This is a genomic window from Rhodothermales bacterium, from assembly GCA_017643395.1.
In the GTDB taxonomy this organism is placed as follows: domain Bacteria; phylum Bacteroidota; class Rhodothermia; order Rhodothermales; family UBA10348; genus JABDJZ01.
Genome location: JAEPNP010000004.1, coordinates 331,030 through 356,886, shown reverse-complemented (window position 1 = coordinate 356,886; position 25,857 = coordinate 331,030). Strand labels below are relative to the sequence as shown.

At 64.2% G+C, this 25,857-nt stretch carries 24 protein-coding genes; 20 read left to right on the top strand and 4 right to left on the bottom strand.

Annotation, left to right across the window (positions count from 1 at the left end; all coding sequences use genetic code 11):
* Positions 1–374: 374 nt before the first annotated feature.
* Positions 375–1,556: a phosphoglycerate kinase gene (locus JJ896_14160; protein ID MBO6780793.1), complete on the bottom strand. Its 1,182-nt coding sequence runs from the start codon at positions 1,554–1,556 to the stop codon at positions 375–377.
* Positions 1,553–2,566 carry a type I glyceraldehyde-3-phosphate dehydrogenase gene (gap, locus tag JJ896_14155; protein ID MBO6780792.1) on the bottom strand — a complete coding sequence of 338 codons (1,014 nt, stop codon included), beginning with the start codon at positions 2,564–2,566 and terminating at the stop codon, positions 1,553–1,555. Before gap ends, JJ896_14160 begins: the two co-directional genes overlap by 4 nt.
* Before the next feature lie 265 nt (positions 2,567–2,831).
* Between gap and JJ896_14150 the strand changes: the two genes are divergently transcribed.
* The 16 genes from JJ896_14150 (at position 2,832) to JJ896_14075 (ending at position 17,819) form a co-directional block, all read left to right on the top strand.
* Positions 2,832–3,524 (top strand): tetratricopeptide repeat protein, encoded by a 693-nt coding sequence (locus tag JJ896_14150; GenBank protein MBO6780791.1) that lies wholly within the window; start codon positions 2,832–2,834, stop codon positions 3,522–3,524.
* Positions 3,525–3,527: 3 nt separating this feature from the next.
* On the top strand, positions 3,528–4,916 hold the full coding sequence (locus JJ896_14145) for a sigma-54-dependent Fis family transcriptional regulator (protein MBO6780790.1): 1,389 nt from the start codon (positions 3,528–3,530) through the stop codon (positions 4,914–4,916).
* Complete coding sequence (locus JJ896_14140) at positions 4,903–5,589, top strand: ABC transporter ATP-binding protein (GenBank protein MBO6780789.1); 687 nt, start codon at positions 4,903–4,905, stop codon at positions 5,587–5,589. The genes JJ896_14145 and JJ896_14140 overlap by 14 nt, the downstream gene beginning before the upstream one ends.
* Positions 5,586–6,242: a pyridoxamine 5'-phosphate oxidase gene (pdxH, locus tag JJ896_14135; GenBank protein ID MBO6780788.1), complete on the top strand. Its 657-nt coding sequence runs from the start codon at positions 5,586–5,588 to the stop codon at positions 6,240–6,242. Before JJ896_14140 ends, pdxH begins: the two co-directional genes overlap by 4 nt.
* A gap of 5 nt (positions 6,243–6,247) precedes the next feature.
* Positions 6,248–6,577: an SCP2 sterol-binding domain-containing protein gene (locus tag JJ896_14130; protein ID MBO6780787.1), complete on the top strand. Its 330-nt coding sequence runs from the start codon at positions 6,248–6,250 to the stop codon at positions 6,575–6,577.
* Entirely contained in the window at positions 6,577–7,389 is an 813-nt protein-coding gene (locus JJ896_14125; protein ID MBO6780786.1) for an SDR family oxidoreductase, read from the top strand. Before JJ896_14130 ends, JJ896_14125 begins: the two co-directional genes overlap by 1 nt.
* A gap of 126 nt (positions 7,390–7,515) precedes the next feature.
* Positions 7,516–8,586, top strand: coding sequence for a bifunctional oligoribonuclease/PAP phosphatase NrnA (locus tag JJ896_14120; GenBank protein ID MBO6780785.1), 1,071 nt, complete (start codon positions 7,516–7,518; stop codon positions 8,584–8,586).
* A gap of 9 nt (positions 8,587–8,595) precedes the next feature.
* Positions 8,596–10,095: a leucyl aminopeptidase gene (locus JJ896_14115; protein ID MBO6780784.1), complete on the top strand. Its 1,500-nt coding sequence runs from the start codon at positions 8,596–8,598 to the stop codon at positions 10,093–10,095.
* A gap of 30 nt (positions 10,096–10,125) precedes the next feature.
* Positions 10,126–11,058, top strand: coding sequence for a 4-hydroxythreonine-4-phosphate dehydrogenase PdxA (gene pdxA, locus JJ896_14110; GenBank protein MBO6780783.1), 933 nt, complete (start codon positions 10,126–10,128; stop codon positions 11,056–11,058).
* Positions 11,055–11,822, top strand: coding sequence for a class I SAM-dependent methyltransferase (locus JJ896_14105; GenBank protein ID MBO6780782.1), 768 nt, complete (start codon positions 11,055–11,057; stop codon positions 11,820–11,822). Before pdxA ends, JJ896_14105 begins: the two co-directional genes overlap by 4 nt.
* 27 nt (positions 11,823–11,849) lie before the next feature.
* The gene (locus JJ896_14100; GenBank protein ID MBO6780781.1) at positions 11,850–12,539 is read left to right on the top strand and encodes an ATP-binding cassette domain-containing protein; all 690 of its coding nucleotides are present in this window, start codon (positions 11,850–11,852) and stop codon (positions 12,537–12,539) included.
* 257 nt (positions 12,540–12,796) lie between these two features.
* Positions 12,797–14,518: a sodium:alanine symporter family protein gene (locus JJ896_14095; GenBank protein ID MBO6780780.1), complete on the top strand. Its 1,722-nt coding sequence runs from the start codon at positions 12,797–12,799 to the stop codon at positions 14,516–14,518.
* A gap of 3 nt (positions 14,519–14,521) precedes the next feature.
* Positions 14,522–15,157 (top strand): uracil phosphoribosyltransferase, encoded by a 636-nt coding sequence (upp, locus tag JJ896_14090; GenBank protein MBO6780779.1) that lies wholly within the window; start codon positions 14,522–14,524, stop codon positions 15,155–15,157.
* 1 nt (position 15,158) lies between these two features.
* Complete coding sequence (locus JJ896_14085) at positions 15,159–17,039, top strand: Na+/H+ antiporter NhaC family protein (protein ID MBO6780778.1); 1,881 nt, start codon at positions 15,159–15,161, stop codon at positions 17,037–17,039.
* A gap of 3 nt (positions 17,040–17,042) precedes the next feature.
* Positions 17,043–17,399 carry a phosphomannose isomerase type II C-terminal cupin domain gene (locus JJ896_14080; protein MBO6780777.1) on the top strand — a complete coding sequence of 119 codons (357 nt, stop codon included), beginning with the start codon at positions 17,043–17,045 and terminating at the stop codon, positions 17,397–17,399.
* Between the two features lie 48 nt (positions 17,400–17,447).
* A complete protein-coding gene (locus tag JJ896_14075; protein MBO6780776.1) occupies positions 17,448–17,819 on the top strand; it encodes a hypothetical protein in 372 nt (123 codons plus the stop codon).
* A 227-nt stretch (positions 17,820–18,046) separates the two neighbouring features.
* Here JJ896_14075 and JJ896_14070 read toward each other — a convergent pair whose 3' ends face one another.
* Both JJ896_14070 and JJ896_14065 read right to left on the bottom strand, forming a co-directional pair.
* Positions 18,047–19,117, bottom strand: coding sequence for a DUF72 domain-containing protein (locus tag JJ896_14070; protein MBO6780775.1), 1,071 nt, complete (start codon positions 19,115–19,117; stop codon positions 18,047–18,049).
* A complete protein-coding gene (locus JJ896_14065) occupies positions 19,114–19,614 on the bottom strand; it encodes an HIT domain-containing protein (protein MBO6780774.1) in 501 nt (166 codons plus the stop codon). Before JJ896_14065 ends, JJ896_14070 begins: the two co-directional genes overlap by 4 nt.
* Positions 19,615–19,661: 47 nt before the next feature.
* Between JJ896_14065 and JJ896_14060 the strand changes: the two genes are divergently transcribed.
* From JJ896_14060 to JJ896_14045, 4 genes are all read left to right on the top strand, one after another.
* Positions 19,662–20,483 carry a PHP domain-containing protein gene (locus JJ896_14060; protein ID MBO6780773.1) on the top strand — a complete coding sequence of 274 codons (822 nt, stop codon included), beginning with the start codon at positions 19,662–19,664 and terminating at the stop codon, positions 20,481–20,483.
* 81 nt (positions 20,484–20,564) lie between these two features.
* Positions 20,565–22,877 (top strand): choice-of-anchor B family protein, encoded by a 2,313-nt coding sequence (locus JJ896_14055; GenBank protein ID MBO6780772.1) that lies wholly within the window; start codon positions 20,565–20,567, stop codon positions 22,875–22,877.
* Between the two features lie 125 nt (positions 22,878–23,002).
* Positions 23,003–23,464, top strand: coding sequence for a 6,7-dimethyl-8-ribityllumazine synthase (locus JJ896_14050; GenBank protein MBO6780771.1), 462 nt, complete (start codon positions 23,003–23,005; stop codon positions 23,462–23,464).
* Complete coding sequence (locus JJ896_14045; GenBank protein MBO6780770.1) at positions 23,464–25,791, top strand: hypothetical protein; 2,328 nt, start codon at positions 23,464–23,466, stop codon at positions 25,789–25,791. The genes JJ896_14050 and JJ896_14045 overlap by 1 nt, the downstream gene beginning before the upstream one ends.
* Positions 25,792–25,857: the final 66 nt, after the last annotated feature.

The following is a 25,857-nucleotide window of genomic DNA, read 5'->3' as shown; positions in this document are numbered from 1 at the left end:
CGCGGCAATTTGTGCGAACGTGGAAATGACCCCCCGTTTCCGACTATCAAGGGGCCTGCGGTGGGTCAAAGGTGGAATGCGGCGCCCATATTCCACAAAGGGGGGGATTCGTGGCCGCGGCGGAGCCTTACAGGGACGATTGGCCGCCACGCCCGCGCCCGCGCCCGGCGCTCGCCCAGGCCCGAACCGCCCTGCCCGCGGCGGAGCCTTACAGGGACGATTGGCCGCCGCGCCCGCGCCCGCGCCCGGCGCTCGCACCAGGCCCGAACCGCCCTGCCCGCGGCGGCGCCAGACGATGCCGATTGGCCGCCACGCCCGCGCCTGCGCCCCAGAACCGCCCGGCCCGCGCCTGCGCCCCAGAACCGCGCGACCCCCTACGCCTCAGTCAGCGCCGCAATCCCCGGCAGCACCTTGCCTTCGAGAAACTCGAGCATTGCGCCGCCGCCCGTGGACACGTGCGACAACCGCTCCTCGTACCCCGCCTGCGTAACGGCCGCCACGGAATCCCCGCCGCCGACCACACTGAGGCAGCCGCTGTCGGTCGACGCGGCCAGGGCATCGGCGATGGCGTTGGTGCCGCCGGCAAACGCTTCCATCTCAAACACGCCCATCGGCCCGTTCCAAACCACGGTCTTCGCGTCTTCGACGATCTTCGAGTAAGCGGCCACGGTTTCGGGGCCAATGTCCAGCCCCATCCAGCCGTCGGGAATCGCTCCGCTGACGACCTGCCGATCAGCATCCGCCGCAAACCGGTTGGCAATCACGTGGTCCGAAGGAATCCGGATGCGGTCTCCCGCACGGTCCAGCAACTCGCGCGCCAGATCGATCTTGTCCTCCTCGACCAGCGAGTTGCCGGTAGCCAGCCCCTGCGCCCGCAGGAAGGTGTAGGCCATGCCGCCGCCCACGAGCAGGGTGTCTACCCGCTCCAGGAGCTTTTCGATGATGCCGATCTTGTCGGACACCTTGGCTCCCCCGATTACGGCCACGAACGGTCGCTCGGGTTCGCCCAGAAGCTGCCCCAGGTAGTCGACTTCCTTCTCGACCAGTAGGCCCATCGCCGATTGCTCGAGAAAGTGGGTCACGCCTTCGGTGGACGCATGCGCCCGGTGCGCGGCACCGAACGCATCGTTCACGTAGACATCCGCCAGCGCGGCCAATTCGCGGCCAAGCGAAGGGTCGTTGCTGGTCTCCCGCGCATCAAAGCGGGTGTTTTCAAGCAGCAGCACTTCACCGGGCTGGAGATCCTCGGCGTATGCCCGGGCGCTCTCCCCGGTCAGGCTGGTCACAAAATGCACCGGACGCCCGAGCAGCCCCGCAAGGTGCGAGGCGACGGGCGCCAGGGTGTACTTCGGATCGGGCTCTCCCTTTGGTCGACCGAGGTGGGCGCACAGGATTGCCGCCCCGCCCCGCTCGGTGATCGACATGATGGTCGGGAGCGCGGCGCGTATGCGCGTATCGTCCGTGACGGTTGTGCCGTCCAACGGCACGTTGAAATCGACCCGGACGAGGACCTTGCGGTCCCCGACAGCCAGATCCTTCAGACGGAGTTTGTTCACGCGGAGTGCAGATCCCAGAGTTTCTTGGCGACGTCCACGGTGCGGCTGGCATAGCCCCACTCGTTGTCGTACCAGCCCACAACCTTGACCATGTTGCCAAAGGCCATGGTCGAGAGCGAGTCGAATATGTTCGAGTGCGGGTTGTGGATGATGTCCACTGACACGAGCGGCTCTTCCGAGTATTCGAGAATCCCGTTCATGGCTCCGTCGGCTGCAGCCTTGAACGCAGCGTTGATTTCTTCGACGCTGACTTCCTTGCCCAACTCGGCGGTCAGGTCGGTCAGGGAGCCGTCCGGGGTCGGCACGCGCAGCGCGAAGCCGTCCAGCTTGCCCTGCAGATGCGGCAATACCAGGCCGACGGCCTTGGCGGCGCCGGTGGTGGTCGGGATGATGGACAGCGCAGCGGCGCGGGCACGACGCAAGTCCTTGTGAGGCGCGTCCTGGATGCGCTGATCCGACGTGTAGGCGTGCACCGTGGTCATGAGACCTTTCTTCAGGCCGAACGCGTCGTCCAGCACCTTGGCCATCGGGGCCAGGCAGTTGGTGGTGCAGGAGGCGTTGGAGATGACCTCCTCGTCGCCAGTCAGGATGTCGTCATTGACACCCATCACCACCGTGGCGTCCACGGCCCCGGAGGCGGGAGCCGAGATGATCACCTTCTTGGCACCTGCGCCGAGGTGCAGGCCGGCCTTCTCGCGAGTGCGGAAGAACCCGGTCGACTCAATGACGACATCCACGCCCAGGTCGCCCCAGGGAAGGTTGGCCGGGTCGCGCTCGGAGAGCACCTTGAACCGGTCTCCGTCCACTTCCAACCCCTCTCCGTATGTCTTCACGGTACCCGGGTAGCGGCCGTGCACGGAGTCGTACTTGAAGAGGTGGGCGAGGGTGTCGGCATCCGTCAGGTCGTTGACGGCGACGATGTTGAAGTCGCTGGACTCACGCTCCAGGATGGAACGAAATACAAGGCGGCCGATGCGGCCGAAACCATTGATACCGAGGCGGATGGCCATGTCAGAAAGCGTTCTGGATGTGGGCGGAGGAACTCTGCAGTCCCCAATGTCGATCCGAGGGCTGCAACGTGCTGCAAAGATTGAATAAACCCGTCCTGAAAGCGTTTCCCAGGCGGGCGATGCGACCTGAGACACGCCCTCACCACGCGCCCCGTGGGAAGAGTTCGTCAATCCCCGGCGACTGATTGAACGGCGTCTCCGACGCAGGTAGTTTGAACGTCTTTGCACACCTGCATCTACCGCGCACGGCAACCGAACCCCGCTCATGTCGACCCTGAACCCGACCCGCAAGATTTCTCGCAAGCAGGAGCTCCGCGAGGACAAGGTCGTCACCGTTTACGCGCGCCTGCTGGAGGCGTCGGAGAAGTACCGGACCTACTTCATTGGAGCCGGTGCTGCCATCGTGCTTCTGGTCCTGGCGACGATCGCATGGACGTTCATGCAGTCCGCCAACCAGCGTGAGGCACTCGATGCGATGGCCGGCGCGGTGAATGCCTACGAAGACGGTTCCTACCAGACCGCGCTTGACGGCACCGGCAACTTCCTGGGTCTACTGGATGTCGTGGACGAGTACGGCGGCACCGATGCCGGCAACCTGGCTCGCTTTTACGCGGCCGACTCCTACTTCCGTCTGGGCAACTACGAAGAGGCCCTGCCGCTCTTCCGGGAGTTCGACCGGGACGGCAACCTGCTGGGCGCCTCCGCCACGGCTGCAGAAGCCGCCATTCTGGAGAGCCAGGGCGAATATGATCGCGCCGCGTCGCTGTACAACCGTGCCGCGACGATGTACCCGAGCGATGCCACATCGCCCGGATACTTCATGTCGGCCGGCCGCGCCTTCGAGGCAGCCGGCGAAACGTCCGACGCCCGCCGCGCCTACGAGCGCGTGCGCGACGATTACCCTGAATCGCAGGAAGCACGCGACATCGATTTCTACCTGGCCCGCGTCAGCGGTTAGGCCATGGCAGTGCCCTCCATCCTCGTAGTCGATGACGAGGCGGCGATACGTCGCACGCTGCGCGAAATCCTCGAGTACGAAGACTTTGCGGTCGACGAGGCCGAGAACGGGCACGACGCGCTGGACAAGGTCAAGTCCTCGGCCTATGACCTGATCCTGCTCGACGTCAAGATGCCGAAGATGGACGGCCTGGAGGTCCTGGCCAAGCTGTCCGACACCCAACCGGAAGTCCCGGTGGTGATGATCTCCGGCCACGGCACCGTGGACACGGCCGTTGAGGCGACCAAGCTGGGCGCCTACGACTTCATTGAGAAGCCGCCGGATCTGAATCGGCTGCTGCTGACCATCCGGAACGGTCTGGATCGGGGTCAGCTGGAGAACGAGAACCGGCGCATGCGGCAGGCCATTGCCGAGCGTCATGAGGAGGGCATCACGCCCATTCTCGGAGACAGCCCGGCCATCGGTCGCATCAAGGCCACGATCGACCGGGTGGCACCCACCGAAGCACGCGTGCTGATCACGGGTGAGGCAGGCACCGGCAAGGAACTGGTAGCCAAGTGGATCCACCGCGGCTCGCTTCGCAAGGACGGCCCGCTCGTCGAGGTGAACTGCGCCGCGATCCCGAGCGAGCTGATCGAAAGCGAGCTCTTCGGGCACGAAAAAGGTGCCTTTACGGGTGCGACCAAGCAGCGAATCGGCAAGTTTGAGCAGGCCCATGGGGGCACGCTCTTTCTGGACGAAATCGGTGACATGAGCCTCAGCGCACAGGCCAAGGTGCTACGCGCGCTGCAGGAGAACCGCATTACGCGTGTGGGCGGCGATCGCAGCCTGCCCGTGGATGTGCGCGTGGTTGCGGCCACCAACAAGGACCTGCTGGAGCAGATCGACGCGAACGAATTCCGGGAAGACCTCTACCACCGATTGGGCGTCATCCTTATCCACGTACCGCCGCTCCGCGAGCGCCGCGGCGATGTGCCGATCATCACGCAGCACATTGCAGACCGCATCGCCCGGAGAAATGGCGTGGAGCCGCGCCCCTTCTCGGAGGCAGCGCTGGAAGCCCTGTCCCGATTCGACTGGCGCGGCAACGTGCGCGAACTCTACAACGTGGTGGAGCGGCTGACCATTCTGGCAGACGGCGATCAGATCGGCGCTGCCGACGTAGATCGTTACGTGCGTCCCGGAAGTGGTGGGGCGAACCCCGTGGCCGGCCTGCTGGACCGCTTCGACCAGTTCAGCGACTTCCGCGACCAGGCCGAAAAGCTGTTCATCGAACACAAGCTGGGCCACTTCGACTGGAACATCAGCAAGACGGCCGAGGCCATCGGCATCCAGAGAAGCCACCTCTACAACAAGATGAACAAGTACGATATCCAGCGTGCCGACGACTGACGCACCGCTGGTTTCGGTACGGGACCTGCACAAGGCGTACCCGACGGCCGGAGGCGGCCGCTTGGAAGTGCTGGCCGGCGTAGATCTGGATGTGCAGGAAGGTGAAGTGGTCGCAATTGTCGGTCAGAGCGGGAGCGGCAAGTCCACGCTGCTGCACCTGATCGGCGCGCTGGATCGCCCGGACAACGGCTCGGTGCTGTTTCGGGGAAACGAAGTTTTTGGCCGCTCGGACGCGGATCTCGCCCGATTCCGCAACGAATCGATCGGATTCGTCTTCCAGTTTCACCACCTGCTGCCGGAGTTCACCGCGGTCGAAAACGTAGCGATGCCGGCGCTGATTCGGCGCGTCGGTATGGCCGAGGCCAGGGCGCGGGCGATGGAGTTGCTGCAGCTGATGGGCCTCGATGCCAGGGCCGAGCACATGCCCTCTGAATTGTCCGGAGGTGAGCAGCAGCGTGTGGCCGTGGCTCGGGCGCTCATGAACCAGCCTGCGCTTGTGCTGGCGGACGAACCGACGGGAAACCTGGATACGGAGACCAGCGGCCGCCTGCACGAGGAACTGGTGACCCTGAGCCGGGATATGGGACAGGCGTTCGTCATCGTAACCCACAACCCGAGTCTGGCCGAGCGTGCCGACCGGGTGTTGCGGCTGGAGCAAGGCCGGCTCTCATGAAACTGAAGACTGTCGCCAAACACATCACGACCCTGGGCAAGGGCGTGGCACGGGGCATCGATCCCGAGTTGGCCGGCGGAGGCGATCCCTATGCACTCTTTCGGGCGTGGTTCAGGGAGGCCGAGGAGTCGGGCCTGATTCATCCTGAGGCGATGGCGTTGGCGACGGCCTCGGCGGACGGGCAGCCCTCGGTGCGCATCGTGCTGCTGAAGGAGGTCGACGCCGGGGGTTTTGTCTTCTACACCAACTACGAGTCGCGCAAGGCGGGCGAGTTGGATGCGAATCCGCACGCCAGCGTGGCCTTCCACTGGGCGCCCCTTGAGCGGCAGGTCCGCGTGGAGGGCACCGTGGAGCGCGTGTCCCGCGAGCAGTCCGAGGCCTACTTCCACAGTCGACCGCGCGGAAGCCAAATCGGTGCCTGGGCATCCCGGCAGAGTCGCGAATTGCCCGAACGCGGAACCCTGGAGGATCGCGTGGCCGAGTTCACCGGCAAGTTTGACGGCCAAGAGGTCCCGCTTCCCGATCATTGGGGCGGTTACCGGATTCGGCCTTCACGTATTGAGTTTTGGCAGGGACGCGCCAGCCGCCTCCATGACCGACTGATCTTCGAGCCGGATGGCGACGACTGGACCACCCACAGACTATATCCCTGAGCACCATGCCCATCGACAGTATTCCGGAGCTTCTCGCCGCCTACGAGCGCAACTTTGTACCAGAGCGCGCCGCCGGCGTGAACGGCACGGTGCAGCTGGATCTCTCCGGGGACGGCGGCGGACAGTGGGTTCTGGAATTCAAGGATCAGACGTTCAGCACGCGTGAGGGATCGACCGAAGATCCGACCGTGCGTGTCATGGCCGATGCCAGGGACTGGATCGACATGTCGGTCGGCAACGCCAATCCCATGGCCATGATGATGACGGGCAAGCTCAAGATGAAGGGTTCGATTGCCCTTGCCACCAAGTTCAACAGCCTGTTCAAGGGGCGGTAATGAAGGATCTGCTCCCCTCAGACCTGTTTTCCGGCCAGACGGTTTTTGTCACCGGTGGCGGAAGCGGCATCAACTTCGGCATCTGCAAGGCCTTCGCCCGTCACGGCGCGTCGGTGGCCATGTGCGGCCGCACCCAGGAAAAACTGGACCAGGCCTGCGAGGAGTTGCAGGGGCTGGGGGCGGAGACGTTCGCCCAGACCGCGGACGTGCGGGACTACGACGCGCTGGAGGCGGCCATATCGGCGGCCGGGCAGGCCTTGGGAAGGGTGACTCACCTGGTCGCGGCGGCGGCGGGCAACTTCATTGCGCCGGCCGAGATGCTCAGTGCCAACGGGTTCAAGTCTGTCGTTGATATCGATCTGCTGGGTTCGTTCAACGCAGCCCGCGCATCGTTCGAGCAATTGTCCGATGGCGGCGGCACGATCCTGTTCATTAGCGCCGGGCAGGCCTACATCCCGTACATGGCGCAGACGCACGCCGGAGCGGCCAAAGCGGGCGTGGACAACCTGATGCAGAATCTGGCGCTGGAGTGGGGGCGGCACGGGATCCGTTCCAACAGCATCGTCCCGGGACCGATCGAAGGCACCGAGGGCATGGCACGCCTGGCTCCTGACAGCGAGACGTTCCACAAGCAGTTCAAGCGCAGTATTCCGGCCGGCCGATATGGCACGCCGGACGACATCGGGCAGGCTGCGGTCTTCCTCGCGTCGCCGCTCGCGACCTACATCACGGGCACGCGCCTGGTGGTGGACGGTGGCATGAACCTGCAGGGATCGGGCCTTTTCACAGCGCTGATGATGGGGCAGGGCTGAGCCGAATCCCGTCCCGGTGCCGGCGGCGCCAGGGCCGACCGCAGCGCCGAACAATGCTGGCGCGGACCCGTTCAATTGAGGCTGCCTTTGTGCTCATTTTGAGCGACCACCGGCAAACGCCTCTTTATGCTTCAAGAAGTCTGCGCTCTTATCGATCGGTCGGAACGATTCGTTCTGACCACCCATGCCAAGCCCGACGGCGATGCCATCGGCTCGGTGCTGGGCTTTGCGCGCTATTTGCAGCAAAAAGGGAAGTCGGCAACCATCATTACGTGTGATCCGCCGCCGTTCAATCTGGAATGGTTGCACGGCGCTCTGGACATTCAAGTCTATGACGGCTCGTTGCGTCAGATGCAGGCCATCGCGGACGCAGACGTGATTGCCGTGATGGATCTCAACGCGCAGAATCGCATGGGCCCCATGGGTGCGAGTGTGCGGAACGCGACGGCCACCCGGCTGCTCATCGATCATCACACAGATCCCGAGGGCTGGTTTGATCTGGCGTATGCCCGCGAGAGCGCTTCGAGTACAGGGCAGCTGGTGTATGAGATCATTAGCGCCGATGACCCTGCACTGATTGATCACGCCACCGCCGAGTGCCTGTACACGGCGATCATGACGGATACCGGGAGTTTCCGGTATTCCAACGTCACGCCCGAACTACACCGGGCTATTGCGGAGATTCTGGAATACGGCCGGATTGACCCATCGGCGATCCACACGGCCATCTACGACCGCAAATCCGAAGGCTCGCTGAAACTGCTCGCTCGCCTGCTGCAGGGTCTGCAGATCGAGTGGAACGGGCTCGTCTCCTATACGGTGATCACGAATGCGATGCTGCAGGAGACCGGTGCGCATATCGAAGAGACCGAAGGCTACGTGAATTGGGGGCTGGCGGTAGAGGGCGTGCGCATCACCATGCTCTTCACCCAGACCGAGCGCGGTACGAAGGTCAGTTTTCGTTCGCGCGGAGACGATCACGTGCACAAGTGGGCCCAGTCGCTGGGTGGCGGCGGTCACCCGAATGCTTCGGGGGCGTTCGTTCGAAAGCCACTCGAGGAGACCATAGAGATGGTGATGGCCCAGGCGCCTCGCCACCTCGACATGTCGGACCAGGACGCCGATCAGGGCCTGTCCGACGAGGACCAGGAATATCTATCCATGCTTCAGGCCGGCCCGGGAAGGCGCCAGGCCTAAACAATCACGATGAAAGTATCTGTAACCACCATTTCCATTTCCGAACTGGACGTAGACCTGCTGCTGATCCCTCTGCTGCAGGAACAGGCCGACGGAACGCTGGCCGATCTGGCCACCGGTTTCGGCGGTTCGGTTCGTCGCGCAGCTCCCGATTTTTCCGGTGAGTCCGACGCGTCCGTGCTTCTGTATCCAGAGACCGGATCGGCACGGCGCGTGGCGCTGTTGGGCCTGGGAGCCGGCGAGAAGCTGAACGGCGAGGCGCTGCGCAAGGCAGCTGCCGAAGGTGCACGCCTGGCGGCCAAGGCCAAGGTGGAAACCGTGGGCATCGCCCTGGGCGCTTGGGAGAATCTGGAGGTCGAATACACCGCCCAGTCCCTGGTGGAGGGGTTTCTGCTGGGTGCCTACCGCTTTGACCGCTATCGGACCGAAGAGGAGCCGCCGGCCGGCGTGAGTCGCCTGGTGCTGCAGACGGGCGAAAACGACAAGGCCGTACGCCGCGGCGCCGAGCGGGGTCGCATCATCTCCGAGGCCGTCGGCACGGCCCGCGATCTGGTCAACACGTCGCCCAACGACAAGACGCCGACGCTCCTGGCAAAGGCCATGGAGAAGAGCGCCAAGAAGTACAACTATCTCGCTTCCGTCTGGGACAAGGAGCTCATCGAAGAAGAGCAGATGGGTGGCCTGCTGGCCGTCAACCTGGGCTCCCAGGAACCCCCCACCTTCACGGTGCTGGAGTGGATGCCGGACAACCGCCGCAACGAGCGACCGGTCGTGCTGGTCGGCAAGGGCGTAGTGTTCGATACGGGCGGCCTTTCGCTGAAGCCCACGCTCAACTCCATGGACGCGATGAAGTCGGACATGGCGGGTGCAGCGGCGGTTATCGGTGCTGTGGAGGCCATCGCCCGTATGGAGCTTCCGCTCTATGTAATCGGCCTCATTCCGGCGACGGACAACCGCCCGGGAGAGAACGCTTACGTGCCCGGCGACGTGATCAAGATGCACAACGGCAAGACCGTCGAGGTGCTGAACACCGATGCAGAAGGGCGCATGATTCTGGCGGATGCACTGTCGTACGCCAAGATGTACAACCCCGAGGTCTGCATTGACCTTGCCACGCTCACAGGTGCAGCCGTGATTGCCCTTGGGCACCACGCGGCCGCCGTCATGACGCCCGAAGGGCCCGACGCGGACGAGCTTCTGCAGCCCCTGAAAGATGCGGGTGAGCGCTCCGGGGAGCGGGTGCACCAGTTGCCGATGTTTGCCGAATACGGTGAGCAGATCAAAAGCACGGTGGCCGACATCAAGAACGTGGGGGGGCGGGCTGCCGGCTCGATCACTGCTGCCAAGTTCCTGGAGCACTTCACGTCCTATCCGTGGATCCACGTGGACATCGCCGGGCCGAGCTTCCTGAAAGAGGCCAAGCCCTACAAGCCGGTCGGTGGCACCGGGTTTGGTGTGCGTCTGCTGGTGGAGTACCTGAGAGACTACTCGGACCGCAAGCGCGGCTGATCGTTGCAGAGGCCTCGTATCGCCGTCTCCATGGGCGACCCCAACGGGGTCGGCCCCGAAGTAACCCTGAAGTGTCTGGCGGATCCGGATCTGCGCGCACAGTGTGAGCCTGTGATCGTCGGCAGCAGGGCGGTTTTGTCGGAGCACGCGCGGGTGCTCGGCATGTCCGAGTTGCCGGCTGACGTGCTGGAGGTGCGCGGTGCGGCGCCGCATACGGTGCGATTTGGCGCCATCACATCCAGCGGCGGGGACCTGTCGATGCGCGCCGTGGCTGAAGGCGTACGACTGTGCCGGTCCGGCACCTGTGCGGCGTTGGTCACGGCCCCGATCTCCAAGGAAGCCATCGGCATGGCCGGCTACAGCGAGCCGGGGCACACCGAGTACCTGTCGCGTCTTTGTGACGACGCCGACCACATCATGATGATGGTGGCGGGCACGCTGCGCGTGGGCGTCGTCACCGGCCATATTCCGCTCGGCCGGGTTGCGGCTTCCATCACACGGGAGTCGGTCATTCGGCGTCTGCGCAGGCTGGATAGCTCGCTGAAGCAGGACTTCGGAATCGCCGAACCCCGCATCGCCGTGCTTGGCCTGAACCCGCACGCGGGCGATGGGGGCGTGCTGGGGCGTGAGGAGCTGGATGTGATCATGCCGGCCATGGAGGCCGCCCAGCCGGTGGCCTCCTTTGGGCCGTTTCCAGCCGACGGGTTCTTTGCCGAGCGTCGGTGGGAGCTGTTCGATGCGGTACTGGCCATGTACCACGACCAGGGCCTGATTCCCTTCAAGACGCTGGCTTTCGACTCCGGGGTCAACTTCACGGCGGGCCTGCCGATCGTGCGGACCTCGCCGGATCATGGCACGGCCTACGACATTGCCGGCACCGGCAGGGCGAGGCCGGACTCGATGATGAACGCGTTGAAAGTGGCCATCGAGGTGGCCGCGGTGCGCCGGGAGGCCATGGCATGAGCAAGAGCCCATCGCCCGGACAGGAGGTCGGGGCCTACTCCATTCTGGCGGCCGGTTATGACGTGGTCATGGAGCACGTGGACTATGATCTGTGGGCCGCGTACGTGCACGGGCTGATTACGGACTTTCATCCGGAGGCTGAAACCGTGCTGGAGCTGGGGTGCGGCACCGGTTCCTTTGCGCTTTCGCTGCGGCAGATCGAGCAGTTCCGGTACCTGGCCACGGACGGCTCGCCCAAGATGGTGCGTGTGGCCGAGGCCAAGGCGGAGATGGAAGGCGCCCATGACATCCAGTGGGTAGTCGCCGACTTCACCAACTTCTCGGTGGATCAGGCCGTCGATGTGGTCCTTCTGCTCTACGACGGCATGAACTATCTGCTGGAAGAGGAGGAACTCGACAAGCTGTTCGGGTGCGCATTTCGAGCCCTTGGGTCCGGAGGACTCTTTGTGTTTGATCAGTCCACGCCGGCCAACTCCATCAACAACGAGACGCTATTCGAGGACTCCGGGGAGGCCGAAGGCTTCAGCTACGTGCGCCACTCGCGCTACGACTCGGAATCCCGCATTCACACGACCGTCTTCGAGATCAACGCCCTCGACCAGCAGTTCCGGGAGGAGCATAGGCAGCGGGCGTATACGGTCGATGAGGTCCGAGCTGCCGCCGACCGGGCCGGCTTCGAAGTGGCCGCCTCCTTTGAGGACTTTGGCAGGGATCCCGTGACCGAGCGCACCGAGCGGGTTCACTGGGTGCTGCGTCGACCGTAGTTTGCGCGCAGTCAGCCCGTACCGTCCTTGATCGAACTCAGCAACGTATCCGCCTCCTACCCGCTCCCGGGCGGTGAGTGCAGGCAGGTGTTCACGGGGCTGAATCTGTTCATCTCGCGCGGGGAGATGGTGTATCTGGTCGGGCCCACTGGGTCCGGCAAGACCACGCTGATGCGTCTCCTGTACATGGACGCAAAGCCGGAGGAAGGGCTGGTGCGCGTTGCGGACTTCCGCAGCGATCGCATCAAGAACGCCGAGATTCCGTTCCTGCGGCGCTCTCTCGGCATTGTCTTCCAGGATTTTCAGCTGCTGCCGGACCGCGACGTGTATGAGAACGTGGCGTTTGCGCTGTATGTGACCGGAAAGAAGGGTCGTGAGGTGCGCAATCGCGTGCTGCACGTGCTGAGCTGGGTGGGTCTGAGCCACAAGCGACGGCGGTACCCGCACGAGTTGTCGGGCGGGGAGCAGCAGCGGGTGGTGATTGCCCGGGCGATTGTGAACGAGCCCTGGGTCATTCTGGCAGACGAGCCTACCGGCAACCTGGACCCCGCCGTCGCGGATGATATCCAGCGGCTGTTTCTGAACCTGCACAGCCAGGGCATGACGATTCTGATGGCCACGCACGACTACCGGTTGGTACAGAAGTACCCGGCGCGCACGCTGGCTGTGGCTGAGGGCGCGGTGACGGAGGTGGATCCGGAGACGCTGCACCAGTAGGCGCCACTTCGACGAGGTGCCGCTGCGACTAGGCGGCGGGCGACAAGGGGCCGCTGCGTCAGGGTGCCCGGTGCGACGACGTGCCCGCCGCGACAAGGTGCCCGCCGGCCCGGTGATGCCGGGCGGTGCATCTGCCGGTGGTTTGTCGCCCCTTCCACACAGGTTTATATTCGCGGCTGGCCTTTTCCGCGCCTCCCACTCTCTTCAGCGCGGCGGCCTGATCCCCTCAGCCCGTTCTACCAGCACAACTCCATCGGATGGAAGCCCTAGAACATTTTATTTCGATCGCCAACAACTTCCTCGGGCCGATTCTCGTCATCGGTCTTCTTGGCGCAGGTGCGTTTCTGACCCTCCGTCTGGGTTTCATCCAGTTGCGCAGGCTGGGACACGGCTTTGCCGTGACCTCGGGCAAGTACGACGACCCGGACGAGCCGGGTGATGTCTCCCACTTCCAGGCGCTGACGACGGCGCTGTCGGCTACGGTCGGCATCGGTAACATTGCCGGCGTGGCGTTGGCCATCCACTGGGGCGGCCCCGGAGCCCTGTTCTGGATGTGGATGACTGCCCTTCTGGGTATGGCCACGAAGTATTCGGAAGTGACGCTCGCGCAGCACTTCCGGGTGCAGATGGACGGCAACTCCGCCATGGAAGGCTCTGTGGCCGGCGGTCCGATGTACTACATCGAGCGAGGCATCAAGGAGGTCTACGGCTGGAATTGGAAGCCGGTCGCGGTCTTCTTCGCCATCATGCTCATGATGACGTCGTTCATGACGGGCAACGCGATCCAGGCCAACACCATCGCCACCCAGATGGCCGACAACTTCGGCATCGCCACGTGGATCACCGGCCTCGTAAGCGCCGGCATCGTGGGCTCGGTCATCATCGGCGGTATCCGCCGCATCGGCGCCGTAACAGGCGTGCTCGCTCCGGTCATGGCCAGCCTGTACGTGCTCGGCGCGCTGCTCATTCTGTTCTCGAGCCCTGGCGAGATCCTGCCGGCCTTCAGCCGCATTATCACAGAGGCCTTCAACCCGACGGCAGGCGTGGCCGGCACAGGCGTAGGTGTCTTCCTCTTCACGCTCCAGTACGGCGTGCAGCGCGGTCTCTTCTCGAACGAGGCCGGACAGGGCTCGGCGCCCATCGCCCACTCTGCTGCAAAGACCGATGAGCCGGTTTCCGAGGGTGTTGTGGCACTTCTGGAGCCCTTCATCGACACGATCGTGATCTGCACGATGACCGGTCTGGTCATTGTCTCCACGGGTGCATTCGAGGCCAAGATTCCGACGACGATCAGTCTGACGGACGGCAATACGTCCTACGTCATGATTGACGAATTCGGCTCAAACGTGGATATGTCGCCGCCGGCGGAGATCACGTACACGGACGGCGCCGTGACTTCGGCCGAGGGCATTCAGGTCGCGTACTATGATGTGGCCGTGGACCAGCTCTACACGGACGAAGACCAGACGCAGCTCTTCACGGGAACGGTCTTCCCGGACCGAGCAGTGGCCGTCAGCGACTCGGGTCAGGAGTATGAGGTGGTCTTCGGCAACGCGGTGCGAAACAGTTCGCCGATGACGCAGCTTGGTTTTGAGCGCGGCCTGGAGCCGCTTGGTCTGGGCTGGCTTGGCCGCTGGCTGGTGCTGGTCTGCGTATTCCTGTTCGCTATCTCGACGGCGATCTCGTGGAGCTACTACGGTGACCGGTGTGCCAATTACCTGCTCGGCAAGAAAGCCATCATCCCGTACAAGATTGTCTTCCTCGGCTTCCACTTCCTGGGCGCCGTGCTTGCGGTGACGACCATCTGGGATCTGGGCGATGTGGCGCTGTCCCTTGTGACTCTTCCCAACGTCATCACGCTGATCCTGCTCAGCGGACTGCTGAAGAAGATCACCGACTCGTACTTCGAGCGGAAGCCGTGGGTTGAGAACGCGGAGGTGCACAAGCGCCACGTGGAGGAGAAGAAGCGGCGGGGCTGATCCGTGGGTGCGCCCAAGGTCACCGTTATTGATCACCCCATCGTCCGCCGCGATCTCACGATTCTGCGGCGGCAGGAGACCACGCACGGCACCTTTCGCGCGACACTGTCGAATATTTCGGGGCACCTGGCCTACGAGGCGCTCCGCGATATGCCGGAGAGCGAGGTCACCATTGAGACCCCGCTCGAGCAGACAGTGGGGCACACGCTGCGCGGATCCGTGATCGTGGTGCCCATCCTTAGGGCAGGGCTCGGGCTGGTCGATGGGGTGCTCAGGCTGATTCCGGACGCCCGCGTCGGGCATCTGGGCATGTATCGCAATGAGGAGACCCGGGAGCCGGTGAGCTACTACGAGCGCACGCCACGCTTCATTGAGCGGGCCCGCGTACTGGTGGTGGATCCCATGCTGGCCACCGGAGGGTCCGCGGTCGGCGCGATCGACGTGTTGAAGCGACGCGGCGCGCGCGACATCCGGTTCATCTGCCTTGTGGCGGCCCCCGAAGGCGTGACCCGTCTCAACGAGGCGCATCCCGACGTGCCGATCATCACGGCGGCGCTGGATCGTCAGTTGGACGGCAACGCCTACATTCGTCCCGGCCTCGGCGATGCCGGTGATCGCATATTCGGAACCCAGGACTGACATGACGACACGACTGCTTTCCCTCGCGCTGGTGGTGTTCATGGCCCTGCCGGCCTCGGCACAGGTTCACTCCTTCTCGGCTCCGGAGACTGCGTTGCCGGGGGTCTCGTTTGAGGTCCGCGCCATTGTCTACGATTCGTTGTGGCCGGGAGGCTTTTCAGTCGAGGTCGGGGGCCAGGAGTTTCCGCTTTCGTACGACGCGTCCGAAGGAGACTGGGTGGCAACCGTCACTGCGGCTGAGCCCGGAAGCGTGCACCTTCTCAGGCAGGGCAGCCCTGTGGCGTCCCTGCCATTCCGGATGATTCCCGGGTGGCTGTCGATTCTGCCGCCGCTGATCGCGATCGGCGTGGCGCTTGTCTCGAAGCGGGTCATTCCGTCGCTGTTTGCCGGTGTGTGGGTGGGGGCTGTTTTTGCGGCCTCGCTCTCGGTCGGAGGGGTGTGGCAGGGGCTGCTGGACACTGTTGATACCTACGTGCTGGAGGCCATGACCGATGCGGACCGCGCATCGATCATCCTGTTCAGTTTGTTGATCGGTGGCATGGTGGGCATCGTCTCCAGAAATGGCGGCATGCAGGGCATTGTGAATCGCATCGTCGGCTGGGCTTCCAATCCCAAGCGCGGTCAGACGGCTACGGCCGGCCTGGGCCTGGCGATCTTTTTCGACGACTATGCCAACACGCTGGTGGTGGGCAACACCATGCGGCCCGTCACCGACCGGCTGCGGATCTCACGGGAGAAACTGGCCTACATCGTGGATTCCACGGCTGCGCCGGTGGCCTGTCTGGCGCTGGTCACCACGTGGATTGGTTACGAAGTGGGTCTGATTGGCGATGTGCTCGCCAGAATCCCTGAGATCCAGGAGTCGCCGTACGGCATGTTCCTTGGCTCCATTCCGTACAGTTTCTATCCGCTGCTGGCCATCTTTTTCGTGTTCGTGGTCGCGCGCGGCGGGCGAGACTTCGGCCCGATGCTGAAAGCGGAGACGCGCGCGCGCACCACCGGACAGGTCCTGGACCCGGATGCGCAGATCGATTCGGAGGCCGTCGAAGGCAAGGATGTGCAGCCGGATCCGGACAAGCCCACGCGCATGATCAACGCGGTGCTGCCGGTGGCGACGCTGGTGTTCGGCGTGCTGATCGGCCTCTACGTGACCGGCTATGAGGAGGGCCGTTCACTGCGCGAGATCATCGGGGAATCCGACTCCTACATCTCATTGCTTTGGGCGAGTCTGCTCAGCGTGCTCGTGGCGGGCGGTCTGTCCATCGGCCAGCGCATTCTGACGTTGGCGCAGACGGTGGAGGCGTGGTACGCAGGGCTCAAGTCCATGCTGTTCGCGATGATGATCCTGATCCTGGCCTGGGCCCTGTCCGAGGTCACCACAGATTTGCACACCGCCGGCTACCTGGTGTCGGTGCTGGGTGACTCGCTGGCTCCGCAGCTTGTGCCGCTGATTGTATTCGTGTTGGCAGCGGCCACGGCATTCGCGACCGGGTCTTCCTGGGGGGCGATGGGCATTCTATTGCCTCTGGTGGTCCCGCTTGCCTGGGCCGTGATGTCCATCAACGGCATGACGGACTCGAGCGACTATCACATCCTGTATTCGACCGTTTCCTGTGTACTGGCAGGGTCCGTATGGGGCGACCACTGCTCGCCCATTTCCGACACGACCATTCTGAGTTCCATGGCTTCCGGCTGTGACCACATCGACCATGTGCGCACGCAGTTGCCGTACGCCGGCGCGGTTGGTGCCGTAGCCATTCTGCTCGGTACCCTGCCAGCCGGCTACGGTATGCCTCCCTGGATTGGTCTCGTGCTTGGGGCCGGTCTGCTGGTTGCCCTCATGCGGTTTGTCGGCAAGCCCGTCCCTGAAATCCCGGCCTGATTGATGAGCGCATCGACTCCGCTCGACGCCGACGACCGCCCGTGGGGTCGTTGGGAAGAGTATCTCAACGAACCCGGCTACCGCGTCAAGCGCATCATCGTGCACCCCGGCCAGCGGCTGAGTTTGCAGAAGCACCACAAGCGCAGCGAGCATTGGGCGATTGCGATCGGCACCGGGCTGTTCACGCTGGACGACTCCGTGACCCGGGTCAATCCGGGCGATGCGCTCTTCATTCCCCTGGGCGGTGTGCACCGTATCCAGAATGACGGCGATGAGAACCTCATCATCATCGAGACGCAGCTGGGCGTGTGTGATGAGGATGACATTGTGCGGCTTGAGGACGACTACGGGCGGGAATAGTGTCAAACTGCCATTGACGGCAGGGCGGGGGCTCGGTAGCATCCTGGCATGACACAGCAGAAGCAGATGTCCCGCTGGGATCGGTTCTGGCGCGGGGAATGGACGCCCGAGAACATCGAGCGCATGGAACGCCGGATCGAGCGGGGCAGGTTGCACTTCATCGTCTGGGTCGGCATGGTCGCCTGGGGCGGCACGATGGGCGTGATTACGGTTGCCTGGGACCTGTGGCGTCAGCGCACGTGGCGTCTGGAATTGGGAACGTGGCCCCCCTCGGTGACGGAAGTTCTGGGCGACTTATCCGTCTCGCTGGCCATTTGGCCCATCGGCGGCGTGCTGTTCGGCTACCTGATGTGGGAGACCTCTCTGGCATCGTATAGGAAATACCAGAAAGAACTTCCAACCGGGCAGGATGGCCGGTGAGCCGGTAAAGACGGTGATGTCCATGCCGGTGACGTTTCGGTCCCGGTGATTCGGGGAGAGTTGCCCCCCACCGTCGCCGCGGGGTGCAACCAGCTGTCAACGTGGAATCGGGCGGGACTATCCCACCCGGCCCTGGTTCGCGCCAATTGTGGGGTGGAAAACGGTCGCCATTGTCCACTTCGCGGCGGGTGATAAGGCGGGCCTGAGTGGAATCGGGCGGGGCTCTTCTACAACGCGCCTCCCGAGCCCTCCACGAACCGCCGCACCTCCTCGTCCAGGATCTTCCCTGCAATCAGCTGCCCGAGCATCGGCGAGTTGCCGTAGGCCCGGTTGTTCAGGATCAGGTCCACGGTGTGCCCCTGCAGGAGCCCCTGATACGCCAGCGCGGTCGCATCCATGACCATGCGGTGCGTGCCGCGTGAGCCCTCGAGCTTCTCGGCGGGCTTGTCGAACGGGTGCGAAAGCGCGTACGCGTCTGCATAGCTCATGCGCAACGGGGTCAGCAGGCGGGCCACCACGCGCTCGTTGGCCGCACTGAATCGCTTGCCGCACATGGCCCACTGCTCGCGAATGGGCGGCAGCCAGGACCAGTGGCTAAAGACGAACCCGAGACCCTCGGCCGCAAGCCAGTCGAAGTAGGCATCGACCAGAAGATGCGAAGACCGGAGCTCCAGATGCGCCTGCACACGGCGATCCAGCGCCCCGAAGAACTCAGCCAACTCCGCCACATTGCCCTCGGGCGATGGGCTCTCCGACTGCTTCACGTACGACTGCTCGAAAATGAATCCCTCCAGCCGACTCCCCAGGACCCGGATGGCCGGGTCGATGAAATGGGCGTTGCACGCCTCGGCGTTCAGGTAGTCCGGATTCGGCTCCCACACCGGCGGGGAGCCCCGGCGGAGCTTGCGCACGAAGTAGGTCTGCGGCGCCTTCAGCAGGAAGCGCGCATGTTCGGGCGCGTTGTCCGCGTATTCCCTCAGCACGCCCAGGTTATTGCCCGGCGTGCCGTCCGCTTCCAGCAGAGGCCTGTAAAACGTGAAGTCGAGCTCCAGCACCTCGAAGTGCTCGAAGTAGTGCCGCACCGAATCGATGGGCACCTGCTCTTCGCGAAAGGTCTTGCCGCCCAGTTTGCGGTTTCGGCCTCGAGTGCGCGTGGCGTACTCCGCCTCCGGGTAGATCTGCCCGATCCAGCCGGCATAACGATCACTCGCTGTGCCGAATCGCACAAACGGCGCCAGCTCCCGGAAGTCGAACTGCGCGATGCGCTCGCGGCGCGCATCGACCGATTCACTGCTCATGCCTCCTCCGCGATCGCCGCGCGCAGCTTGGCGTAGGTGCTGCGCAAGGCCTCCGGGATGACCTTGGTCTGCGCAGTGGTGGGCATGAAGTTGGTATCCGACTGCCACCGCGGCACCACGTGCACATGCAGATGGTCCGGGATGCCCGCTCCGGCCGCCTCGCCCTGGTTGACGCCCACGTTGAACCCGTCCGGCGATAGCGCTTGTTCGAGCCAGCCGATCACACGGTCGACGGTGTCGAACGCTTCGCGGCGCTCATCGCCCGTCATCTCCCTGAACGCTTCAATACGCCGATAGGGCACAATCATGCAGTGCCCGTTGTTGTACGGGTACAGGTTCATGATGACGAAGCAGGTCTCGCCGCGCCAGAGGATGAGATTCTCCTCGTCACGATCCTCGGCGGCCAGCCGCTCGAACAGAGATCCTTTCTCACCGGCCGGCTTCCGCGACCACTCCTCGACATGCTGCGTGCGCCAGGGGCTCCAGAGATGCTCCATTCCGGGTGTGATTGCCTGGCGTCAAGGTAGCCACGGGCCCAGACTAATTGATTGAACTGCACGCTCATACCACGGCATCGGACGGCATGCTTTCGCCGGAGGAGCTGGTCCGAACGGCCGCGGGTCGGGGCGTGCGCACCCTGGCCATTACGGATCACGACACGACCGGAGCGTTCGGTTCGGCGCTCAAAGAGGCGGCCGCGGCGCAAGGAGTACGGGTGATCGCGGGGATCGAAACCTCTGCCTCGGTCGGCACCGATGACGTGCACCTTCTGGGCCTGGGCATTGACCCGGAGAGCGCGGAGTTGCAGCAGTTGATTCGGGCGATGCGGTCCCGCCGGCAGGAGCGGGCCAAGGCCATTCTGGACCGGCTGGGCGCGCTCGGAGTCGGCGTGGATTGGGAATCGGTCGAGGCGCAGGCTGGTGGCGTGGTCACCAGGCCGCATCTGGCGTCGGCGCTGGTGGATGGGGGACACGTGCCGGATATCCGATCGGCATTTGACCTGTATCTCGCCCGCGGTGCCGGGGCGTTCGTGCGCCTTCAGGCCCCATCGGCCGAAGAGTGGATAGCCGCGATTCGGGCTGCAGGCGGCGTATCCGTGCTCGCTCACCCGGGCCACTGGACCCCGCATCGCACCGTCCTTGCACTTATGGAGCAGGGCCTGGATGCCGTCGAGGTCAGGCACCCCTCACACGACGTCGATCTGGAGGTGTACTACCAGGACTTGGCAGATCGGGAAGGGTTGATGTGCGGCGGCGGGTCCGACTTCCACGGGCGGTTCGAGGAAGAGGCCGAACGACTGGGCCAGTTTCAACCGCCACCGCCGAGGCTTGAGCGTCTCATGGACCCGGTGCAGATCTGGGCCTGAGAGGCGTGGGATTGCCTCTGTACCCATCGCCCGGAAGTGGCTACCTTACTGGGCTTATCACTTTTAAACCGCACCCACCCAATGAAGCGGCTTTTTTCTCTGCTGGCGCTGGTAGCGCTGGTTGCGGCCCCGGCCTTCGGGCAGTTCGGAGCCACGGTTGCGGTCTCCGGCGATCAGGTGATCGCCGGCGGCGCGACAAACGATCTTTCCCCAGGCATGCTTTATGCCTACACCCAGGCAGATGACGGGACCTGGACGCAATTCCAGGCACTTTCCGCCAGCGAAGCAGCCGATGGTGACCGGTTTGGCCGGTCAGTCTCGATAACCGGCGACTGGATGGCGGTCGGCGCCCCAGGCGCGAACTCCGTGCACTTCTTCCAGAAAGGTGCCGACGGAATGTGGACCCAGGCGGGCTCGTTGACCGAGGAGGTCGATGGATTCGGCGGGCAGGTCACCATGGTCGGCAACCACCTTGTGGTCGCTGTCTCCGGCGGATTCCGCAGCGCGGGCAGTGCCTGGGCCTATCGCTGGAGCGACGACAATGGCTGGACGGCGCTTGGAGAACTCGTGCCGGCGTACGAAGGGGAGGAGCCGCTGCGCGGATTCCCGACGGCGATTGCGCTGACGGAGGGTCAGTTGGCCATCAGCGCCTCGTTCGCGAACGGCCAGCAGGGCATGGTCTGGACCTGGAAGTTCGACGGTGAGTCCTGGGGCGATCCGGGCACCCTCGAGGTTCCGTTCTCCCGCGAGGGCTCCGGTGTCGGCGGAGCGCTGATGATGACCGACTCCTATCTGACGGTCGGCATGCCGGGGCACGATGGCGGCATGGGTTCGGCAGCGTTCTTTGCACTCGACCCGGAAGGCAACTGGCAGTTTGGCGGCCGGTTTGCGCCGTTTATCTCCGGTCCGCGTGGGCAGTTCGGCTCGACGATCGCCTACGGGGCTGATCACGTGCTGATCGGCGCGCCGCGTGAGCCGGGTGGCGGGACCATCTACGCATTCAAGGTCGAGAACGAGGACATCGTAGGCTCCACGACGATCGGTCCAATGGGACTGGACGAGAACGCACGGTTCGGCTCGACCATCGCCGTCAATGACCAGGTCGCCGTTGTGGGCGCGCTGGGGCAGGAGAACCGTTCCGGTGTGGCCGTGCCGTATGCGATTGCCGACGGGCAGTGGGACCAGGGCAACTACTTCTACCATGACCCGCCGGGGTACGCGTCCGTGTACGGCGGAACCGTGGAGTGTGAGGAGGACCAGGCTGGCGCGTTCCCGTGCAAGGACGTGAACATGCTGTCCTTCATGAACATGGAAGACCTCGGAGCCCAGCGCGGCATCCGCACCAACGACATCTGGGGCTGGGAAGACCCGGAAACCGGTCGCGAGTACGCGCTGGTTGGGCTGACCAACCAGACGTCATTTGTTGACGTGACTGACGCGGAGAATCCGGTCCTGATTGGAACCCTCATGCTCACGGACACGGCACGCCCGAGCGTCTGGCGTGACATGAAGGTGTACATGGACCACGCGTACATCGTGGCAGACGGTGCCAATCAGCATGGCATGCAGGTGTTTGACCTGCGGCAGCTGCGCGACTTCGAGGGCACGCCCATCGAGTACGAGATGACCGCCTACTACGACGGCATCGCGAGCTCACACAACATCGTGATCAATGAGGAGACCGGGTTTGCGTACGCCGTGGGCAACAGCTCCGGTGGCGAAACCTGCGGCGGTGGTCTGCACATGATTGATATCAGCGAGCCGGCCAATCCGCAGTTTGCGGGCTGCTTCGCAGACGGCAACTCGGGTCGTCGCGGCACGGGCTACTCGCACGACGCACAGTGTGTGGTCTACCGCGGCCCGGATGCGGACTACGCAGGCCGTGAGATCTGCCTCGGCTCCAATGAGACGGCGCTGTCCATCTCGGATGTGACGGACAAGTCGAATCCGACCTCGATTTCCATCGCCTCCTACCCGAACGTGGCGTACGCCCACCAGGGCTGGCTGACGGAAGATCATCGCTACTTCTACATGAATGATGAGGGCGATGAGCCCCGCGGCCTTGTCGACGGGACGCGCACGTTGATCTGGGATCTGGCCGATCTCGACGAGCCTGTGCTGGTCGGCGAGCACATCGCGACGACCACGGAGACGGATCACAACCTCTACATCCGTGGCAACATCATGTACCAGTCCAACTACGGTGCGGGCTTCCGCGTGCTGGACATTTCGAATCCCACGGCACCGGTGGAGATTGCCTACTTCGACACCTCCCCGGTCGGGGGCGCAGGCGGTTCGTGGAGCAACTACCCGTACTTCAAGAGCGGTACGATCATCGTGACCGGCGGCTCAAACGGGCTGTTTGTGCTCAAGCAGAAGGAGATCGACACCTAGTCTGCTCATGCTCTCATGCAGAAGGCCCGTTTCGCCGATTGGCGGGACGGGCCTTTTTGCTGGTTGAGCCGTGGAACATCGCTGAGCCGGGCCGCGTGAGGGCGCGGTCACCAATCGCGCACGGCATGCAGCAGATCGAGGGCCGGCTCGCTCCCGGGGATGCCCGTTTCGGCATCGTAGTCAGCAGGTTCAACGAGTTCATCACGGATCGCCTTCTGGAGGGTGCACTGGATGCACTCCGGCGACACGGAGCGGACATGGACGCCGTGACCGTCGTGCGATGCCCGGGAGCATTCGAGATCCCGTTTGTAGCCAAGCGCATGGCGCGCTCGGGCAACTTTGATGCGATCGTTGCACTGGGCGCCGTGATCCGCGGTGCCACGTCGCACTATGACTTCGTGGCCGGAGAGGCCGCAAAGGGAGTGGGCTCCGCCTCCGACGATGTGCCGGTCATCTTCGGCGTGATCACCACCGACACAATCGAGCAGGCCATCGAGCGCGCCGGGACCAAGGCGGGCAACAAGGGTGCTGAGGCCGCCGTGGCGGCAATTGAAATGGTCGACCTGCTTCGCCAACTGGACGGCTGATGCGATCCATCCTCTTGGTGCTTCTGGCACTGGTTGTGCTTCCAGCCGGTGCCCAGGTCAGCCCGGGCTGGCAGGCCCACACATCCTATCGTTCGATTCTGGCGGTTGATGCGGACGGCGGTACGCTGTGGGCTGCGACCAAAGGTGGCGTATTCAGCTTTTCCGAGTCGGGCGAGGTCGTGCGATACTCGGTGATCGATGGGCTGGCGAGCGTGGAAACCCGCACCATCGAAGCCGATGCGGTGCGCGGCGTGGTGTGGGTTGGATATTCGAGTGGGGTATTTGACAAGCTGGACCCTGAAACGGGCGCAGTCACCACCTTCCGCGACATCGAACGGGCCGACCAGTTCGCCGCTCGAGGCATCAACCGGGTGAGCGTACTGGGAGACTCCGTGCTGGTGGCCACCGATTTCGGCATCGTGGTGTTTGACCCGGCGCGCAATGAAGTGCGGGACTCGTTCACGCGATTGGGATCGTTCTCGGCGGCAATTTCGGTGAACGATGTGCTGGTGGCGCCCGATGAGAACGGTGTAGCGCACATCTGGGCCGCGACCGATGAAGGGTTGGCGTTTGCGCCGCTCGCGGCGGGTCTCAACTTGCAGGACCCCGCGTCCTGGCGAAACGAAGCGTCCGCCTTCATGGGGTCGCGGGATGACGCGACCGCGCTGGCGTATTTCGATGGACTCCTGTACGTCGGTTCATCGGTGGACCTGTACGCCCGTCGCGGGCCGGACACCTATGAGCGCAAGTTTGTGTCGTCGTCCGGAATTCGTCGCATGGACGTACTGGGCGATCGCCTCTTCGGTGTGGAGCGCTTCAATATGTTCCAGATTTCGGCCGGTGGCCAGGGCCAGATCCTCGCCATCCCCGGGTTCATTGACCCGACCGGCGTGGTCGTGACCGGTGCCTCCTCGGCTTGGGTCGGCGACGAGTTCGGCGGCTTGCTGCGGGTTTCGGTGGGGGGCGCGGGGCAGGTAAGCGTGGATCAGGTTGTCGTGCCGGACGGGCCGGGGGAGACGCAGTTCTCAAATCTGGCCATTGCCCCGGACGGGACGCTCTTCGCAGGCGGCTCCACGGAGGCGGGGAGCGGGTTTCACCGACTGAGCCCGGACGGCTCGTGGACGGCCTTCACGCCCGCGTTGGTCGCAGAGCTGGCAGGAACGGGGAGTTGGCTGAACGTGGCCACCGACGCCGCCGGCAACGGCTGGATCGGGTCCGAGGGGGCGGGGGCTGCGCGTGTTGCTCCGGACGGAAGTCTCGATCGGTTCGGTCCCTCGAACTCGTCTCTCCTCCCGAGCAGCGGGTCGACGGACTTCGTGATCGTCGGAGGCCTGGCAGCTGACTCGGAGGACAATATGTGGATCACCACGCGCGCCAGTGCGCGCCCTCTGCACGTGCGCAGCGCGGATGGTGAATGGACGGCGCTTGGGCCCTATGTGGGCGATGGGCTCTCGGTTCGGGCGACGGCCTATGCAGACATCTTCGTCGACGCCTTTGATCAGAAATGGATCATTGTTCGCAGCGAGAACAACTTCAACGCGGTGCGCGGCCTGATGGTATTGGACACCGGGTCCACGCCGGATGATGAGTCCGACGACTCGTTCCAGTTCTTTGATGCACCCGGAGCCGACGGTTCAGGTCTGCCTTCACCGCGTGTCTCGGCGGTCGTTGAGGATCGGGACGGGCGTGTGTGGATCGGCACTGACACGGGCCTGGCGTTTTTCGTCAACACCGGCGTGGTCGCACGGGACCCCTTGGCTTTCGCTCAATGGCCTCGATGGGCAGATCGGAGTCGGGGTGGGTATGTGCTCTTCGGGCTGCAGGTCAACGATTTGGCCGTGGATCCCGCCAACCGGCTCTGGGTGGCGACCAATGAGGGCGCCTGGCTGATCGAGGAGGTCGAGCGTGGGTACGACCTGGTGGACCACTTCTCAACCGACTCGTCGCCGCTGTTTTCCGATAACGTGCTGTCTGTTTCCGTGGACCCTGCCAGCGGACGCGTGTTCTTTGCGACAGACAGGGGGCTTTTGAGCTATGACGGCGGGGCCATTGCGCCGGTCGAGTCCGCCGGTGACCTGTTCGTCTACCCTAATCCGGCGCGAGGAGGGGAAGAGGTGGTCATCGAGGGTCTCGTCGAGTCTGCGCAGGTGCGCATCGTCACGCCGAGTGGAGACACCGTGGCCGCGTTCGCCTCCCGCGGGGGGCGCGCGCGCTGGAACGGGCGCGCGATGGACGGAAGCCCGGTGCCGACGGGCATGTACCTCGTCATCGCCGTCGGGGACGATGGGCAGGGCGCTTCCTACGGCAGGCTGGCGGTGATTCGATAGCGGTTTCGGCCCGGTCTGGCTGCGGGCCCGGCGGATCAATTTCAACAATCCTCAACCCGAGGAGGT